Below are 15,609 nucleotides of genomic sequence, written 5' to 3' on the forward strand. Positions count from 1 at the left end.
CGTGTCCAGGCGCAGCCTGACAGCACGGGGCTGCCATAGACTGGCAAACACGAGAGATCGCTCGCATTCCTGGATCCAGAATGCGAGTGACCACTCGCGTTTGTCAATCGCGTGATGAGACCTGGGGAAAACGCGTGCCCGAGAAGACCGATAAGTCCGCAACGGACACCACAGAGAGCGCGGCGACCACGACGACCACGACGCCGACGGCCGAGGAGCGGCCGCGCCGCCGCCAGGCCCGCGGCGAGCGCCGCATCACCCAGCTGCTCGAGGCCGCCGCCGCGGTCTTCTCCACGACGGGCTACACGGCCGCCAGCACCAACGCCATCGCCCGCGAGGCAGGCGTCTCGCCGGGCACGCTGTACCAGTTCTTCCCGAACAAGGAAGCCATCGCGATCGAGCTGGGCAGCCGGCTCATGCACGAGATGCGGCAGTCGTACGACGAGGTCCTGACCCCGATCGACCCCGCCATGACCTCACTCGAAGAGGTGATCACCGGGGCCGTGGACCGCTTCATCGAGTTCAACGGCCGCCACCCGGCCTTCTTCGCACTGATGCACGGCCCCGACATCCCGGGTCGCATCGCCGAGGAGCACGACGCACTGCACACCACACTGGTCGCCCGGGTCGAGGCGCTCCTCGTCCCGTTCGTACCCGACGCCTCCGCCCCGGCCGTCACCCGCACCGCCCGGATGTGTGTCGGCATCTACAAGGCCGGCCTGGAGCTGATCCTGGCCCATGAGGGCGCCGAGCGGGAGGCGTACATCCAGGAGCTGAAGGACGCCCTTCTGCGGTATTTGCGACCGCTGGCGGGTGCGTCGTGCACCGATACCCCCTAGGGGTACAGTGGATGGCGCGGATCCCCCAGTGGACCCCACAGCCCCACATGCCTCTGCGAGGAGTAACGACATGACCGCCCAGACCGACACCACGGGCCCCGTCACCACCGTCTTCAAGGTGACCGGCATGAGCTGCGGACACTGCGAGGGCGCGGTCTCCGGCGAGATCTCCCAGATCTCCGGCGTGAGCTCGGTGACGGCCGTCGCCAAGACCGGCGAGGTCACCGTCGTCTCCGCGATCCCCGTCGACGACGAGGCCGTGCGCGCCGCTGTCGACGAGGCCGGCTTCGAACTCGCCGGCCGGGCCTGAGCCGCCCGGGCCGGGCGGCAGCCAGGTCCGAGACGCGCCGGCCCTGCAGCGACCGACACGTCGGAGCCCTGCCGGCCCGGCACCGGCCGGCAGGTCCGAGACGCGCCGGCTCCGGCACCGGCCGACAGGTCTGAGACGCGCCGGCCCTGGCACTCGTACCCGTGTACGGGCCGTTCGCCGCCGCCCCGGCCCGTACGGCCCGTTCCGCTTCCGGGCGTCCCGCATCTCCAGGAGTGAGGACATGACCAGCACCACCGCCAAGCCGCCGACCGCACGGGAGCCCGCGCTCGCCGAGGTCGAACTGCTCATCGGCGGGATGACCTGCGCCTCCTGTGCCGCCCGCGTCGAGAAGAAGCTCAACCGCATGGACGGCGTCACGGCCACGGTCAACTACGCGACGGAGAAGGCACGGGTCGCCTATCCCGAGGGCACCGAGGTCGCCGATCTGATCGCCACCGTGGTGAGGACCGGCTACACCGCCGAGGAGCCCGCGCCCCCGCGGGAGGAGACCGCCGGCACCGAGGAGGACCCCGAGCTCTCGACCCTCCGGCGGCGCCTGACCGTCTCCGCCGCCCTCGCCCTGCCCGTCATCCTGCTGGCGATGGCCCCGGCCCTGCAGTTCGACAACTGGCAGTGGCTCTCGCTCACGCTCGCCGCACCGGTCGTGGTCTGGGGCGGACTCCCCTTCCACCGGGCCGCCTGGACGAACGCACGGCACGCCGCCGCCACCATGGACACGCTGGTCTCCCTGGGCACGCTCGCCGCGTTCGGCTGGTCCCTGTGGGCGCTGTTCCTCGGTGACGCGGGCATGCCGGGCATGCGGCACCCGTTCGAGTTCACGGTCTCGCGTGGCGACGGCGCCTCCTCGATCTATCTGGAGGTCGCCTCCGGCGTCACCGCCTTCATCCTGCTGGGCCGTTACCTGGAGGCCCGCTCCAAGCGCCGCGCCGGGGCCGCGCTCAGGGCCCTGATGGAACTGGGCGCCAAGGACGTGGCCGTTTTGCGGGACGGGCGCGAGGTGCGGGTCCCGGCGCAGCGCCTGGCCGTCGGCGACCGGTTCGTCGTACGGCCCGGGGAGAAGATCGCCACCGACGGCACGGTCGTCGAGGGCACCTCCGCGGTCGACGCCTCGATGCTGACCGGCGAGTCCGTGCCGGTGGACGTGACGGCCGGGGACACGGTCACCGGCGCGACGGTCAACGCGGGCGGCCGGCTGGTCGTGGAGGCCACTCGGGTCGGCGCCGACACCCGGCTCGCGCGGTTGGCGAAGCTGGTGGAGGACGCGCAGAACGGCAAGGCCGAGGTGCAGCGGCTCGCCGACCGGGTCTCCGGGATCTTCGTGCCGGTGGTGCTGCTGATCGCCGTGGCGACGGCCGGGGCCTGGCTCGGGCTGACCGGGGACGGTGTCGCCGCGTTCACCGCGGCGGTCGCGGTCCTGATCATCGCCTGCCCGTGTGCGCTGGGTCTGGCCACCCCGACCGCGCTGATGGTCGGCACGGGCCGGGGCGCACAGCTCGGCATCCTCATCAAGGGCCCGGAGGTCCTGGAGTCCACGCGCCGGGTGGACACCGTCGTCCTGGACAAGACCGGCACGGTCACCACCGGCCGGATGGCCCTCCAGGAGGTGCACGTCGCCGAGGGCACCGACGAGAAGGAGGTGCTGCGGCTCGCGGGCGCCGTGGAGCACGCCTCCGAGCACCCCGTCGCCCGTGCGATCGCGCGGGGCGCCGAGGAGAGCACCGGGCCGCTCCCGGAGGTCGAAGGGTTCGAGAACGTCCCGGGGCGGGGCGCACGCGGCCGCGTGGAGGGCCGTGACGTCGCCGTCGGACGGCTCTTCGACGACGTCCCGCCCGAGCTGGCCCGCGCGCGGGACGAGGCCGAGCGGACCGGGCGTACGGCCGTCCTGGCCGGCTGGGACGGGACGGCGCGGGCCGTGCTGGCCGTGGCGGACGCGATCAAGGAGACCAGCGCCGAAGCCGTGCGGGAGCTGCGCGCGCTGGGGCTCACGCCGGTGCTGCTGACCGGGGACAACCGGACGGTGGCCGGGACGGTGGCCGCGGCCGTGGGGATCAAGCAGGTGGTGGCCGAGGTCCTGCCCGAGGACAAGGTCGCAGCGGTACGGCGGCTGCAGGCCGAGGGGCGGGTCGTAGCCATGGTGGGCGACGGCGTCAACGACGCGGCCGCGCTCGCCGCCGCCGACTTGGGCCTGGCCCTGGGCACCGGGACGGACGCGGCGATCGAGGCGGGTGATCTGACGCTGGTCCGCGGCGATCTGCGGGTGGCCGCGGACGCGATCCGGCTGTCCCGCCGGACCCTGGCCACGATCAAGGGCAACCTGGTGTGGGCCTTCGGCTACAACGTGGCCGCGCTGCCGCTGGCCGCCGCGGGCCTGCTGAACCCGATGATCGCCGGGGCCGCGATGGCCTTCTCGTCGGTCTTCGTCGTCACGAACAGTCTGCGACTGCGGACATTTCGGTGAAGTCGCCCGAATTCCCCCTAAGTTCACGGTGAACGCGATTTTGAGCCCCTCTGGAGTCCCGGGCCCGGCTCACATAAGCTCTTCACAAGGCTCGCGCATCTTCCTTACGCTGGGGCCTCGGACGGCATATCCGAGGCTCTTGCGCATCTAACGGACATATGCAAGAGACGCAGATCACAGTGATGTGAACGTAACCATCTGAGGGGTTCGAAGGTCTAAGTTGACGATGTCGGGGAGCGTCTTGGGGGGCGTTACCTGACATCTGGGGATGTCTTGGGGGACTTCCTCAGAGATGCGTTGCCGGGGCACGTACACCGGGAAGCTTTGAGCGGCCCTCCCGGGCGTGCGCTGTCCCGGCAGATCGCACCTCACAGAGGTACGACGAGTTCTGCTCGTTCTGCTCAACAGCGATTCAGGCGCTGTCCTCACAGACGCCCGGCCGGATCCCGTGGGGGGAATCCGTACCGGGACTGGGAAGGCGCCCTGGTCGTCGGCCCGTGGGGGGACCGACGCCGGGGCGCCTTCTTCATTGCGTAAGAAATCCCGTGAGAGATCATGCAAAAGCCCCCGCACCCGGCAAGCGGATACGGGGACCTGACGCGTTACTGCGCTCAGCGCTCCTCGACGGGGACGAAGTCGCGCTCGACCACGCCCGTGTAGATCTGGCGCGGGCGGCCGATGCGGGAGCCCGGCTCCTTGATCATCTCGTGCCACTGGGCGATCCAGCCCGGCAGTCGGCCGAGGGCGAACAGCACCGTGAACATCTCGGTCGGGAAGCCCATGGCCCGGTAGATCAGACCCGTGTAGAAGTCGACGTTCGGGTAGAGGCTGCGCTGGACGAAGTAGTCGTCGGAGAGCGCGTGCTCCTCCAGCTTCAGCGCGATGTCCAGCAGTTCGTCGGACTTGCCGAGAGCGGACAGCACGTCGTGCGCGGCGGCCTTGATGATCTTGGCGCGCGGGTCGAAGTTCTTGTAGACCCGGTGGCCGAAGCCCATCAGGCGGACGCCGTCCTCCTTGTTCTTCACCTTGCGGATGAAGGTGTCGACGTCGCCGCCGGAGTCGCGGATCCCCTCCAGCATCTCCAGCACGGACTGGTTGGCGCCGCCGTGCAGCGGGCCCCACAGCGCGTTGATGCCGGCGGAGATCGAGGCGAACATGTTCGCCTGCGAGGAGCCGACCAGGCGGACCGTGGAGGTCGAACAGTTCTGCTCGTGGTCCGCGTGCAGGATCAGCAGCTTGTCGAGCGCGGAGACCACGGTCGGGTCCAGCTCGTACTCCTGCGCCGGGACCGAGAAGGTCATGCGGAGGAAGTTCTCGACGTAGCCGAGGTCGTTGCGCGGGTAGACGAACGGGTGACCGATCGACTTCTTGTACGCGTACGCGGCGATCGTCGGGAGCTTGGCGAGCAGGCGGATCGTGGAGAGGTTGCGCTGGCGCTCGTCGAACGGGTTGTGGCTGTCCTGGTAGAACGTGGACAGCGCCGAGACGACCGAGGAGAGCATCGCCATCGGGTGGGCGTCGCGCGGGAAGCCCTTGTAGAAGTTCTTGACGTCCTCGTGCAGCAGGGTGTGCTGCGTGATGTCGTTCTGGAACACCGAGAGCTCGTCGACGGTCGGCAGCTCGCCGTTGATCAGCAGGTAGGCGACCTCCAGGAAGGTGGAGCGCTCGGCCAGCTGCTCGATCGGGTAGCCGCGGTACCGCAGGATGCCCGCTTCGCCGTCCAGGTACGTGACGGCGGATTTATACGCGGCCGTGTTGCCGTAACCGCTGTCCAGCGTCACCAGACCGGTCTGGGCGCGGAGCTTTCCGATGTCGAAGCCCTTGTCACCGACGGTGCTGTCGATCACCGGGTAGGTGTACTCGCCGTCGCCGTACCGCAGTACTACAGAGTTGTCGCTCACGTCTTCCCTCACCGACGTTGTGCCTCATCTTCGAGGTTGCCCTGACTGTCTCTACCATCCCCCACTTGGCTCAGGAGAGTGCACTCGGGGTCGACCATCGGGCCTATTGACGGCACTGAGTGCCGCCAACTTGCTCATCCTGCCCCCTGCGTTCCCCTTCCGGAAGTGTCTTGTGACCTTCACGACTCATTTGATCGATCATTTTTTGCGGAACCGAGCCGGAAGTCGAGTGCCGTGCACCGCCGGCCTGCCGAAACGGTGCGCACCGCCTGGCCGATCGCCTTGCGCGAACCGACGAGGACGACCAGCTGCCTGGCCCGGGTGACGGCCGTGTAGAGCAGGTTCCGCTGGAGCATCATCCAGGCGCCCGTGGTGACCGGGATGACGACAGCCGGGTACTCGCTGCCCTGGGAGCGGTGGATCGTCACGGCGTACGCGTGGGCCAGCTCGTCGAGCTCGTCGAACTCGTACGGCACCTCCTCGTCCTCGTCCGTGAGCACCGTCAGGCGCTGGTCGACCGGGTCGAGCGAGGTGACCACCCCGACGGTGCCGTTGAAGACACCGTTCTTGCCCTTCTCGTAATTGTTGCGAATCTGCGTGACCTTGTCGCCGACACGGAACACCCGTCCGCCGAATCTCTTCTCGGGCAGGTCGGGGCGCCCCGGGGTGACGGCCTGCTGGAGCAGGCCGTTGAGAGTGCCCGCGCCGGCCGGGCCGCGGTGCATGGGGGCGAGGACCTGGACGTCCCGGCGCGGGTCCAGGCCGAACTTGGCCGGAATGCGGCGGGCAACCACATCGACGGTGAGCCGGCCGACGGCCTCGGTGTCGTCCTCGACGAAGAGGAAGAAGTCCTTCATGCCGTCCGTGACCGGGTGTTGGCCGGCGTTGATCCGGTGCGCGTTGGTCACCACACCGGACTGCTGGGCCTGCCGGAAGACCCGGGTGAGCCGGACCGCGGGGATCGGGCCGCCGTCGGCCAGGAGGTCCCGCAGGACCTCGCCCGCGCCGACGCTGGGCAGCTGGTCGACGTCTCCGACGAACAGCAGGTGCGCCCCCGGCGGGACGGCCTTGACGAGCTTGTTGGCGAGGAGCAGGTCGAGCATGGACGCCTCGTCGACGACCACCAGGTCGGCGTCCAGGGGGCGTTCCCGGTCGTAGGCCGCGTCACCGCCGGGCTTGAGCTCCAGCAGGCGGTGGACGGTGGAGGCCTCGGCGCCGGTGAGCTCGGCCAGGCGTTTGGCGGCCCGGCCGGTGGGGGCGGCGAGCACGACCTTGGCCTTCCTCGCGCGGGCCAGCTCCACGATCGAGCGGACCGTGAAGGACTTGCCGCAGCCCGGGCCGCCGGTGAGGACGGCGACCTTCTCGGTCAGCGCCAGCCTGACGGCGGCCTCCTGCTCGGGGGCCAGATCGGTGCCCGTACGCCCCTTCAGCCAGCTCAGCGCCTTGTCCCAGGCGACCGTCCGGAAGCCCGGCATCCGGTCCTCGCCGGTGCGCAGGAGGCGCAGCAGCTGGGCGGAGAGGGAGAGTTCGGCGCGGTGGAAGGGGACGAGGTAGATCGCGGTGACGGGCTCGCCGCCGTCCGGGCCGGGCACCTTCTCCCGTACGACGCCGGGGTCCCCACCGTCCTCCTGCGGCTCGGCCAGCTCGGCCAGGCACTCGATGACCAGGCCCGTGTCGACCTGGAGGAGCTTGACCGCGTCCTTGATCAGCTGCTCCTCCGGGAGGAAGCAGTGGCCCTGGTCGGTGGACTGGGACAGCGCGTACTGCAGACCCGCCTTGACGCGCTCCGGGCTGTCGTGCGGGATGCCGACGGACTGGGCGATCTTGTCGGCGGTGAGGAAGCCGATGCCCCAGACGTCGGAGGCGAGCCGGTAAGGCTGGTTCTTCACGACCGAGATGGAGGCGTCGCCGTACTTCTTGTAGATGCGCACGGCGATGGAGGTGGACACCTCGACGGTCTGGAGAAAGAGCATGACCTCCTTGATGGCCTTCTGCTCCTCCCACGCGTCGGCGATCTTCCTCGTGCGCTTGGGGCCGAGCCCGGGGACCTCGACGAGGCGCTTGGGCTCCTCCTCGATGATCGTGAGGGTGTCGATGCCGAAATGCCGGGTGATGCGGTCGGCGAAGACCGGGCCGATGCCCTTGACCAGGCCGGAGCCGAGGTAGCGGCGGATGCCCTGGACGGTGGCCGGCAGGACGGTCGTGTAGTTCTCCACGTGGAACTGCTTGCCGTACTGCGGGTGGGAGCCCCAGCGGCCCTCCATGCGAAGGGACTCGCCGACCTGCGCGCCCAGCAGGGCACCGACGACCGTGAGCAGGTCACCGGCGCCTCTGCCGGTGTCGACCCGGGCGACCGTGTAGCCGTTCTCCTCGTTGGCGTACGTGATGCGTTCGAGTACGCCCTCCAGCGTGGCCAGTCGCCGCTCGCCCGCCTGGGCGGCCCCCGCCTGATCGGTCATGATCCGACCGTACCGCCCGGGTACGACAGCGTGGCGGGACCAGGACCTCCGGAACGGCCCTTCGGATAAAGCGACCGATCAGTATGCGGTGGCGGGTTCACCTTTTCACGGTGAATCCACAAGAGAGCCGGAAGCTTTACACTTCAAGCATCCGGCCTGCCCTCTTTGTGATTCCACCTCGTGGAAGAATTCAGAGGTCCATGAAAAAAGGGGGGCGGACTCGATTCCGGAGCGACCGTGATGCCGATGCGCCCCTCAGGCCCGAGCACCCCCGGGCGCGCGTACACGGCGGGCACGCTTCTCGTCGGTCTGTGCGCCGTCGGCACGTTGACCCTGCTCGCGACGGCTCCCCTGTCCGGGCATCACGCGATCGTGGCCCCGGGGGCCTCCGCGCCGAACGTGAGCACATCCGGTGCTCCGCCGAATGTGGCGCCGCCGCCGGCATTCCCGTCCCTTTTCGGTCCGGGGCCGGATTGATCGCGCCTCGGCCGCCCCATTCCCACGGCCCCGAACGACGACGAACGACGACGAGGAACGATGTCACCCCAGGCCCAGAGCGTCGCCCTGTGGATCATGTCCCTGGCCATCAACGTCACGGCGGCGTGCGCGGGGATCGTCTGGGGCTGGGAGGCCTTCGCGCAGTTCCTGCTGCCGGCGTTCGGGTCGGTGGTGGGGGCGTCCATGGTGAGCTACAGCCTGCGGCGGTGAGGGCCGGCCGGAAACCCCGCGGGCGTGCCGCATCGAGATATCGTGGTGTGTCGGTACTCGTCAGGAAGGGTGGCGCATGACCGCGACGGCGGAACTCCAACCGGGTGATCTGATCGAGGTGTTCAAGGCCCTCGGCAATCCCGCCCGCTTGCAGATCATGCAGTGGCTGAAGGACCCCGAGGCGCATTTCGGCGCGTACGAGCCGATCGCGGACCGGGGCACGGTCGGCGTGTGCGTCACGCACATCCAGGCGAAGGCGGGGCTCGCGCAATCGACGGTCTCCAGCTACATGAGCACGCTCGAACGGGCGGGGCTCGTGCGGCCCACCCGGATCGGCAAGTGGACCCACTACCGGCGCGACGAGGAGCGGCTGGCGCAGTTGGCCCGGGCGATCGGCACCACCGTCTGAGAACCGCCGCCGGTCAGCGCCCATCAGCACGCATTGACGAATCGGGATACGTCGATATGATCTCTTCATGTCCACCTTCGCTGCTGCGCCCACCGCCCTGATCGTCCACGCCCACCCCCAGCCACGGTCGTTCAGCTCCGCCCAGATGGCCGCCGCGGCCGAGTCCCTGCGCGAGGCCGGGTACCGCGTCGACGTCCTCGATCTGTACGCCGAGGGCTGGGCCCCGGTCCTGGCCCGCGAGGAGTTCGCGCCGGTGGACGGCCCGTTCAAGCCGCAGGCGGCACAGTTGCGCGCGATCGCGGAGGGGACGCTGGACGCTGCCGTCCGGGGCCACCTCGACCGGCTGCTCGCCGCCGATCTGCTCGTGCTGTCGTTCCCGCTGTGGTGGTTCTCGCTGCCCGCGGTCCTCAAGGGCTGGGTGGACCGGGTCTTCGTGATGGGCGGGGTCTTCGGCGGTCCTCACGGGCTCTTCGGTGAGGCGGCGCTCGCCGGGAAGCGCGCGATGCTGCTGTTCACGACCGGAGGGTCCGGCGAGGCGTTCCGGCCCGGTGGCGCGTTCGGCCCGATGGACGACTTCCTGTTCCACATCCACCGCGGAATGCTGGAGTTCGTCGGCTTCCAGGTCCTCGCCCCGGTCATCACCTACGGACCGGCCCGGCTGACCGAGCAGGAACGGGCAGCGGCGCTGGACTCGGTCAGGGTGTCCGTCGCGCGCATCGCCGCGACCGCCTCGGCGACCGGGCGCTGAGGGCGGGCGAAAGTCGATTGCCGCCCCGCGATCGCCGTGAGTAGGGTCCCGCGGCATGCCCCCGACGCTGCGCACCCCACGCCTGCTGCTCGACGCCTACAGCCCGGACGACGAGGAGAGCTTCGTCGCTCTGTTCCAGGACACGAGGGTGTCCCGGTGGATGGGCGACGGGCCCGCTGCCGAGGCGGAGGACCGGGCGCTGTTCGGGCGGATCTTCAGCAAGGTGTACGCGGGGGACCTGTTCGACGTGTGGGCGGTCCGGCGTGGAGGGCTCCTGGTCGGGCACGCGGAGATCAAGCGCACCGAAGAGGCCGGTGGTCACGAGATCGTCTACGCCCTGGGGCCTGAGGTCTGGGGCAGCGGGCTCGGAACGGAACTGGCCGAGGCGTTGGTGGGTTACGGCTTCGAGGTGCTCGGGCTGACCGAGGTGCACGCCACCGTGGCCGCGCAGAACCAGGCGTCACTGCGCCTGCTGGGCAGAATGGGGTTCGAGCACACCCGGGACATCGTGGAGGACGACGGCGCTCTCACGTACGTGCTGACGCGCCGGCTCCCGGTGCGCTCCAGCTGACGTACGGGTGCGGCGCCCTCCGGCGGCTCTCCGCGTCTCGCCCCGTCCGTCCGCGTTTCCGTGTCGAGAAGGCCAATACAGGAGGGAGCCCAGGGCTCCCTCCCCGTACCCGAAACCGCCGGGAGGGGCGCCAGGCGCCCGCACCACTTCGGCTGCACTGCGCGTCAGCAGGTCAGGGGGCCAGCTTGGGCGGCAGGACATCTCTGGTCTCTTCCTGCTTGCCCGCCGCCGTGCCCACGTCGCACCCGGCCGCCTGCGGCTGCAAGCCCTGGGGCCCGAACAGCACGCTCCAGACGATGCCTTCGAGGCCCTGCCTCTGCACGCGGGTGGTCTGGCACGAAAGGCTTTCGCCTTCGCCGTGGTGGGGCGGCGCGGCGGTGTGGGCCGCGACGGGGGCGGCGGAGGTCAGGGCTGCCGCGAGGACGATGACGGTCGCTCCGGCCGAGTGGGCGAGCGAACGGTGCACGGAGTGCAGTCGGGAAGTTTTCATGATCACACCCTGAGCGCAGAGCACCCGGGAGAAAGGCTGACGGCCCCGAGGGCGGGCCAACTCAACCCGATCGTGCGATGTGCTGAGGGCGATCGAGCGGGCCGGCGGGGGCAAGGGCGGCGTCAGAGCGTGTCGGTGACCTCGGTGGTCTCGGTGAACCGGGTGAGCCATCCGGCCCAGGGGGCGCACCGCCCGCCGCTCGAGGCCGGTTCACGTCCGGCCGGTGGAGGGCTGAGGCGGCAGCATCACGTCTCCGCTGCGGTTGAGCCGCTGCCAGGGCAGCCGGTAGCCGTTGATCGCGGTCAGGCAGGCCTGGACGAGGACCAGGTACATCACCTGGCGGTAGACGACCTGCTGGAGCGGGAGCGCCCAGAGGGGCCGGAGCCGTTCGCCGTCCAGGTGGAAGGCGTACGCGGCGCAGACGGCCTGCACCGCCAGCACGCCGCTCCAGGCCAGCAGCGTGGTGAGCGCGTTCCCGAACACCAGGCCGTACAGGGCCAGTATGTCGATCAGCGGGGCGAGCAGCGGGGTGAGGATCTGGAAGACGGTCAGCACGGGCAGACCGATGCGGCCGAAGCGTCCCGCGGGGCCATGCTCGACCAGCGCGTGCCGGTGCTTCCACGCCGCCTGCATGGTGCCGTAGCTCCACCGGTAGCGCTGGCGCCACAGTTGTCGCAGCGAGGCCGGTGCCTCGGTCCAGGCGAGCGCGTCCGGCACGTAGCGGATCTCCCACCCGGCCCGGTGCAGGGCCATGGTGATGTCGGTGTCCTCGGCGAGCGTGTCCGCACTCATCATCCCGGCGTCCCGCAGCGCCTCGGCCCGGAATGCCCCCACGGCACCGGGAATGGTGGGCATGCAGTGCAGCAGGTCGTACATGCGGCGGTCGAGGTTGAAGCCCATGACGTACTCGATGTGCTGCCAGCGGCCGAGCAGCCGCCGACGGTTGCCGACCTTGGCGTTGCCCGCGACGGCGCCGACGCGGGGGTCGGCGAACGGCTGGACGAGGCGGCCGACGGTCGAGGGGGCGAAGACGGTGTCGGCGTCCAGCATGACGACGAGGTCGTGCGAGGCCCGCAGGACACCGTTGTTGAGGGCGGACGGTTTGCCGCGGTTGGGCTGCCGGACGACGGTGACGTTCTCCAGGGCGAGGGACTCCGCGAGGTCTGCCGTGCCGTCGCGGGACCCGTCGTCCACGACGATGATCTCGACGGGGTGGTCGCTCGCGGCGAGCGACCGGAGTGTCTTGGGGATGCACAGCTCCTCGTCGTAGGCGGGTACGACGACGCTGACAGGCCGGGTGACGGGCCGGTGGGCGCCGGTGGGCCGGCGGCGGTACCGACGGGCGTGACGGCGCGCCAGCACGAGCAGGAGCACACAGCGGGCGAGGACGAGCGAACCGACCACGAGCAGCAGCACGCTGACGGCCGACACCGCTGTCCCCGACACGGTGACAGCGGCCACGAAGATGCGGCCCTGCCACAACTCCGCTGTGCCGACGGGGCTGGTGAAACTGTCGGTGCCGACGAGGTCGGCGAGGGTGGTGAATCGATACCCCTGGGCCTTCAGCCGGGGAATCAGGCTTTCGAGGGCTTCGACGGTCTGTGATCTGTCTCCTCCCGCGTCGTGCAGCAGGATGACCCCGCCGGCCGGCGCGTCGGGCACGGCCGCGTCGGCGATGGCCCGGGCGCCCGGCCGCCGCCAGTCGTCGGTGTCCTGGTCGATGAAGGCCAGGACGTAGCCCTGCTCCCCCAGGCGCCGGGTCACGGTCCAGGCCCGGTTGTCGAGGGCCGAGATGGTCGAGGAGTAGGGCATCCGCATCAGCGACGTGTTGATGCCCCCGGCCCCGGCGAGGGCGAGTTGGGTCAGCGCGAGCTCACGGTCGACGGCGCTCGAGGACTGGGTGGCCAGGTCCGGGTGGGAGAAGGTGTGCACACCGACCTCGTGACCGGAACGGATCACACGGCGCAGAACTCCGGGGTGCCGGACGGTCTGTTGCCCGGTGACGAAGAAGGTGCCCGGTGTGTCGTAGTGGTCGAGAACGGCCAGGACGCGCGGCGTCCAGGTGGGGTCGGGGCCGTCGTCGAAGGTCAGCACGACGGTCCTGGCCGGCGGGCGATAGGTCCGCAGGTGATCGTGGGTGGTGTCGACGACCGGGCCGCCGCCGGCGATCGCGCGGGGGACTCCGGTCGAGGGGCGTCCGGCGCGCCCTTCCTGGTCACCGGTGAAGCCCCGCGTGGTGTACCCCTCGATCAGGAGGACCGAGGCGACGAAGGCCAGCAGGACGAGGGGAACGACGATGCGGAACCGGTGCCTCGGCCGCAGCGCTCGCGTCCGCCGCGGACCGGGCGCCCTCGGTGAGCGGCCGGGTGACCGGTGAGGGCGCCGCCGCATCAGGAGGCCTCGGCCGCCGAGGGGGCAGAGGGGGCAGAGGGGGCAGAGGGCAGGAGGGTGGCCGTGGAACCGGACGGCGCCACGGGACTGGGGGCCGGCGCCGGGGGCTGGGAGCCGGGCGGCGGTGTTGGCGCCGGGGACCCGGGGGCCGGTGGGGCGGTGGTCGGCGGGGCGGGCGGAGCGGAGGGAGCGGGCGGCGGCGAGGCGGGGGTGGTGCCCGCGCCGGGTGCGGGGGCGGTGCCCGTGCCGGGCGTGGGACTGGGAGCAGCGGGATCACCGGGGGTCGCGGGCTGCCCCGGTGAGGTTGGTGGTGCTTGCGGTTCTGATGTGTCAGGGCGTGCCGGTGAGCCGACCGTTGGGTCGCCGGGCACCTGGGGCGGAGCGAGGAGAGGGCCCGGTTCGCCGGCTTGCGGAACGAGCAGGGTGCTCGGGGAGCCGGGGCCCACACGGCCGGACGCGGGTAGCTCGCCGGGTACCCGGGCGGTCGGGCCGGGTGTGCGCGGCCCCGGCGCGGCGGGCGCCGCGATGTCGCCGGGCAGGATGGCCCCCGGGGCGAAGGGAGTTGCTCCCATCAGGCTCAGGACCAGTACCGCCATGTACGTGGCCGCGGCGGTGGCAAGCCCGTAGCCGGTGCGTCGCAGATACCGCGCACGCCGGCCGGAGGAGTCGACGAACACAGGGGAACTCCGCTCGCCCGACGATTCCTGTCCCGTATGCCCCCTATTGGCCCGAAGAAGCGCCATAAATTCAGCGTACGACGCCCCGACGCGGGAGAGTTCCCCGAGAGTCCGGCAAGAATTTCTTACTCGCCGTGCAACCCTTCCCGCCCCCCGCGGGTCGTACTTGGTGTCAGGACCCTTGGGGGAGGGATCTGGGGGGATCGTGGGGTTCCTGACGCGGAGGGGAAAAGCCGAGGGGGCCCGGTCGACGGACCGGGCCCCCTCGAAACCGTTCAGAGCCTCCCGCACCCCTTCGCGGGTGTCAGAAGAAGACCCCGCACCTCAGCAGGACGTTCGCGTACGGCCGCGCCTCGCCCGTGCGGACGACCAGCCGGGCCCCCGCCGACAACTCCTTGAGCCGTTCGTGCGACACGAGGTCCAGTCCGGGGAAGTGCCCCTCCAGCAGCGACGACGCCTCCGGGTTGGCGTCCCGCAGCTCCCGTGCCGCCGTCGCCCCCTCGACCACCAGCTCGGCCAGCAGCCCGACCAGCACCTCGGCGAACGACGGCACCCCGGCCCGGAAGGCCAGGTCCACCACCCGGGGGCCGTCGGGGATCGGCATGCCCGCGTCGCACACCAGCACCCCGTCGCCGTGGCCGAGCTCGGCCAGCGCACCGGAGAGGTGGCGGTTCAGTATTCCGGCCTTCTTCATGCCCCGGCGACCTCCGCCGCCGTCGGGAAGGACGCTTGCGCGCCCTCCTTCGTCACGGTCACGGCACCCACCCGCGCCGCGTACGCCGCCGCCTCCGCCAGCGACTCGCCCGCGCCCAGCCGGCAGGCCAGCGCCGCCGTGAAGGAATCGCCCGCTCCCGTCGTGTCCACCGCGTCCACCTGCACGGCCGGCACCCGCGAGACCCCCTCCGAGGACGCCACCAGCGCGCCCTGTCCGCCCAGTGTCACCACCACCGACCTCGGGCCCTTGGCGAGCAGGATCCTCGCCCAGTCTTCGGGGGTGTCCCCGACGGCGGAGTCACCCAGGATCACCTTCGCCTCGTGCTCGTTCACGATCAGCGGGTCGCAGGCCGCCAGCACCTCCGAAGGAAGGGGGCGCGGCGGCGAGGGGTTCAGCACGAAACGACTCCCGGGAGCAAGGTTCCGTACGGTCTCCACCACCGTCTCCAGCGGGATCTCCAGCTGCGCCGACACCACCCGGGAGCCCTGGAAGAGACACCCCGCGGCCCTGACGTCCTCGGGCGTGAGGCGGCCGTTCGCGCCGGGCGAGACGACGATGCTGTTGTCTCCGGACGGATCGACCGTGATCAGTGCGACGCCGGTCGGCGCGCCGCCCACCAGGACTCCCACCGTGTCGACGCCCGCCTCGCGCTGCGAGTCCAGCAGCAGCCGGCCGTGCGCGTCGTCGCCGACCCGGGCCAGCAGGGCCGTGCGGGCACCGAGCCGGGCGGCGGCGACCGCCTGGTTCGCGCCCTTGCCGCCCGGGTGGACGGCCAGGTCGGAGCCGAGCACGGTCTCACCGGCACCGGGCCGGCGCTCCACTCCGATCACCAGGTCGGCGTTGGCCGACCCCACGACCAGGAGGTCGTAGTCGTACATGCGTTGCTCCCCACGTGAGTGACATGGCCGGGTG

The 15,609-nt window shown here is 70.8% G+C and carries 13 protein-coding genes; 7 read left to right on the forward strand and 6 right to left on the reverse strand.

The window, feature by feature from the left end; genetic code table 11:
• Positions 1–134: 134 nt before the first annotated feature.
• From ABTX60_RS26085 to ABTX60_RS26095, 3 genes are all read left to right on the forward strand, one after another.
• On the forward strand, positions 135–839 hold the full coding sequence (locus tag ABTX60_RS26085; RefSeq protein ID WP_502992390.1) for a TetR/AcrR family transcriptional regulator: 705 nt from the start codon (positions 135–137) through the stop codon (positions 837–839).
• A 70-nt stretch (positions 840–909) separates the two neighbouring features.
• Positions 910–1,149, forward strand: a complete 240-nt coding sequence (locus ABTX60_RS26090; RefSeq protein ID WP_352099423.1) for a heavy-metal-associated domain-containing protein — start codon at positions 910–912, stop codon at positions 1,147–1,149.
• Between the two features lie 241 nt (positions 1,150–1,390).
• The gene (locus tag ABTX60_RS26095; protein WP_352099424.1) at positions 1,391–3,628 is read left to right on the forward strand and encodes a heavy metal translocating P-type ATPase; all 2,238 of its coding nucleotides are present in this window, start codon (positions 1,391–1,393) and stop codon (positions 3,626–3,628) included.
• 611 nt (positions 3,629–4,239) lie between these two features.
• Here ABTX60_RS26095 and ABTX60_RS26100 read toward each other — a convergent pair.
• Positions 4,240–5,529 (reverse strand): citrate synthase, encoded by a 1,290-nt coding sequence (locus ABTX60_RS26100; RefSeq protein ID WP_189588784.1) that lies wholly within the window; start codon positions 5,527–5,529, stop codon positions 4,240–4,242.
• A gap of 179 nt (positions 5,530–5,708) precedes the next feature.
• Entirely contained in the window at positions 5,709–7,988 is a 2,280-nt protein-coding gene (gene recD2 / locus ABTX60_RS26105) for an SF1B family DNA helicase RecD2 (RefSeq protein WP_352099425.1), read from the reverse strand.
• A 537-nt stretch (positions 7,989–8,525) separates the two neighbouring features.
• On the opposite strand from recD2, the gene ABTX60_RS26110 reads away from it, so the two are divergent.
• The 4 genes from ABTX60_RS26110 to ABTX60_RS26125 all read left to right on the forward strand — a co-directional run bounded on the left by ABTX60_RS26110 (position 8,526) and on the right by ABTX60_RS26125 (position 10,424).
• Entirely contained in the window at positions 8,526–8,696 is a 171-nt protein-coding gene (locus ABTX60_RS26110) for a hypothetical protein (RefSeq protein WP_159038809.1), read from the forward strand.
• A 76-nt stretch (positions 8,697–8,772) separates the two neighbouring features.
• Complete coding sequence (locus tag ABTX60_RS26115) at positions 8,773–9,105, forward strand: ArsR/SmtB family transcription factor (protein ID WP_352099426.1); 333 nt, start codon at positions 8,773–8,775, stop codon at positions 9,103–9,105.
• Between the two features lie 67 nt (positions 9,106–9,172).
• Positions 9,173–9,853, forward strand: coding sequence for an NAD(P)H-dependent oxidoreductase (locus tag ABTX60_RS26120; RefSeq protein ID WP_352099427.1), 681 nt, complete (start codon positions 9,173–9,175; stop codon positions 9,851–9,853).
• A 55-nt stretch (positions 9,854–9,908) separates the two neighbouring features.
• Positions 9,909–10,424: a GNAT family N-acetyltransferase gene (locus tag ABTX60_RS26125; RefSeq protein ID WP_352099428.1), complete on the forward strand. Its 516-nt coding sequence runs from the start codon at positions 9,909–9,911 to the stop codon at positions 10,422–10,424.
• A 172-nt stretch (positions 10,425–10,596) separates the two neighbouring features.
• Here the strand turns inward: ABTX60_RS26125 and ABTX60_RS26130 are convergent, their stop codons facing one another.
• The 4 genes from ABTX60_RS26130 to ABTX60_RS26145 form a co-directional block, all read right to left on the reverse strand.
• Positions 10,597–10,914, reverse strand: coding sequence for a hypothetical protein (locus tag ABTX60_RS26130; protein ID WP_352099429.1), 318 nt, complete (start codon positions 10,912–10,914; stop codon positions 10,597–10,599).
• A 210-nt stretch (positions 10,915–11,124) separates the two neighbouring features.
• Entirely contained in the window at positions 11,125–13,305 is a 2,181-nt protein-coding gene (locus tag ABTX60_RS26135; protein WP_352099430.1) for a bifunctional polysaccharide deacetylase/glycosyltransferase family 2 protein, read from the reverse strand.
• A 981-nt stretch (positions 13,306–14,286) separates the two neighbouring features.
• Complete coding sequence (gene rbsD, locus ABTX60_RS26140) at positions 14,287–14,676, reverse strand: D-ribose pyranase (RefSeq protein WP_352099431.1); 390 nt, start codon at positions 14,674–14,676, stop codon at positions 14,287–14,289.
• Complete coding sequence (locus tag ABTX60_RS26145; protein ID WP_352099432.1) at positions 14,673–15,575, reverse strand: ribokinase; 903 nt, start codon at positions 15,573–15,575, stop codon at positions 14,673–14,675. The genes rbsD and ABTX60_RS26145 overlap by 4 nt, the downstream gene beginning before the upstream one ends.
• Positions 15,576–15,609 lie beyond the last annotated feature (34 nt).

It is taken from the genome of Streptomyces sp. NPDC126510, from assembly GCF_040302345.1.
Taxonomy (GTDB): Bacteria; Actinomycetota; Actinomycetes; order Streptomycetales; family Streptomycetaceae; genus Streptomyces.

Excerpts from the sequence above, each read along its gene's own strand:
- ABTX60_RS26090 (WP_352099423.1), top strand. The coding sequence starts at position 910 with ATGACCGCCCAGACCGACACCACGGGCCCCGTCACCACCGTCTTCAAG.
- ABTX60_RS26095 (WP_352099424.1), top strand. The coding sequence starts at position 1,391 with ATGACCAGCACCACCGCCAAGCCGCCGACCGCACGGGAGCCCGCGCTC.
- recD2 (WP_352099425.1), bottom strand. The coding sequence starts at position 7,988 with ATGACCGATCAGGCGGGGGCCGCCCAGGCGGGCGAGCGGCGACTGGCC.
- ABTX60_RS26110 (WP_159038809.1), top strand. The coding sequence starts at position 8,526 with ATGTCACCCCAGGCCCAGAGCGTCGCCCTGTGGATCATGTCCCTGGCC.
- ABTX60_RS26115 (WP_352099426.1), top strand. The coding sequence starts at position 8,773 with ATGACCGCGACGGCGGAACTCCAACCGGGTGATCTGATCGAGGTGTTC.
- ABTX60_RS26120 (WP_352099427.1), top strand. The coding sequence starts at position 9,173 with ATGTCCACCTTCGCTGCTGCGCCCACCGCCCTGATCGTCCACGCCCAC.
- ABTX60_RS26125 (WP_352099428.1), top strand. The coding sequence starts at position 9,909 with ATGCCCCCGACGCTGCGCACCCCACGCCTGCTGCTCGACGCCTACAGC.
- ABTX60_RS26130 (WP_352099429.1), bottom strand. The coding sequence starts at position 10,914 with ATGAAAACTTCCCGACTGCACTCCGTGCACCGTTCGCTCGCCCACTCG.
- ABTX60_RS26135 (WP_352099430.1), bottom strand. The coding sequence starts at position 13,305 with ATGCGGCGGCGCCCTCACCGGTCACCCGGCCGCTCACCGAGGGCGCCC.
- rbsD (WP_352099431.1), bottom strand. The coding sequence starts at position 14,676 with ATGAAGAAGGCCGGAATACTGAACCGCCACCTCTCCGGTGCGCTGGCC.
- ABTX60_RS26145 (WP_352099432.1), bottom strand. The coding sequence starts at position 15,575 with ATGTACGACTACGACCTCCTGGTCGTGGGGTCGGCCAACGCCGACCTG.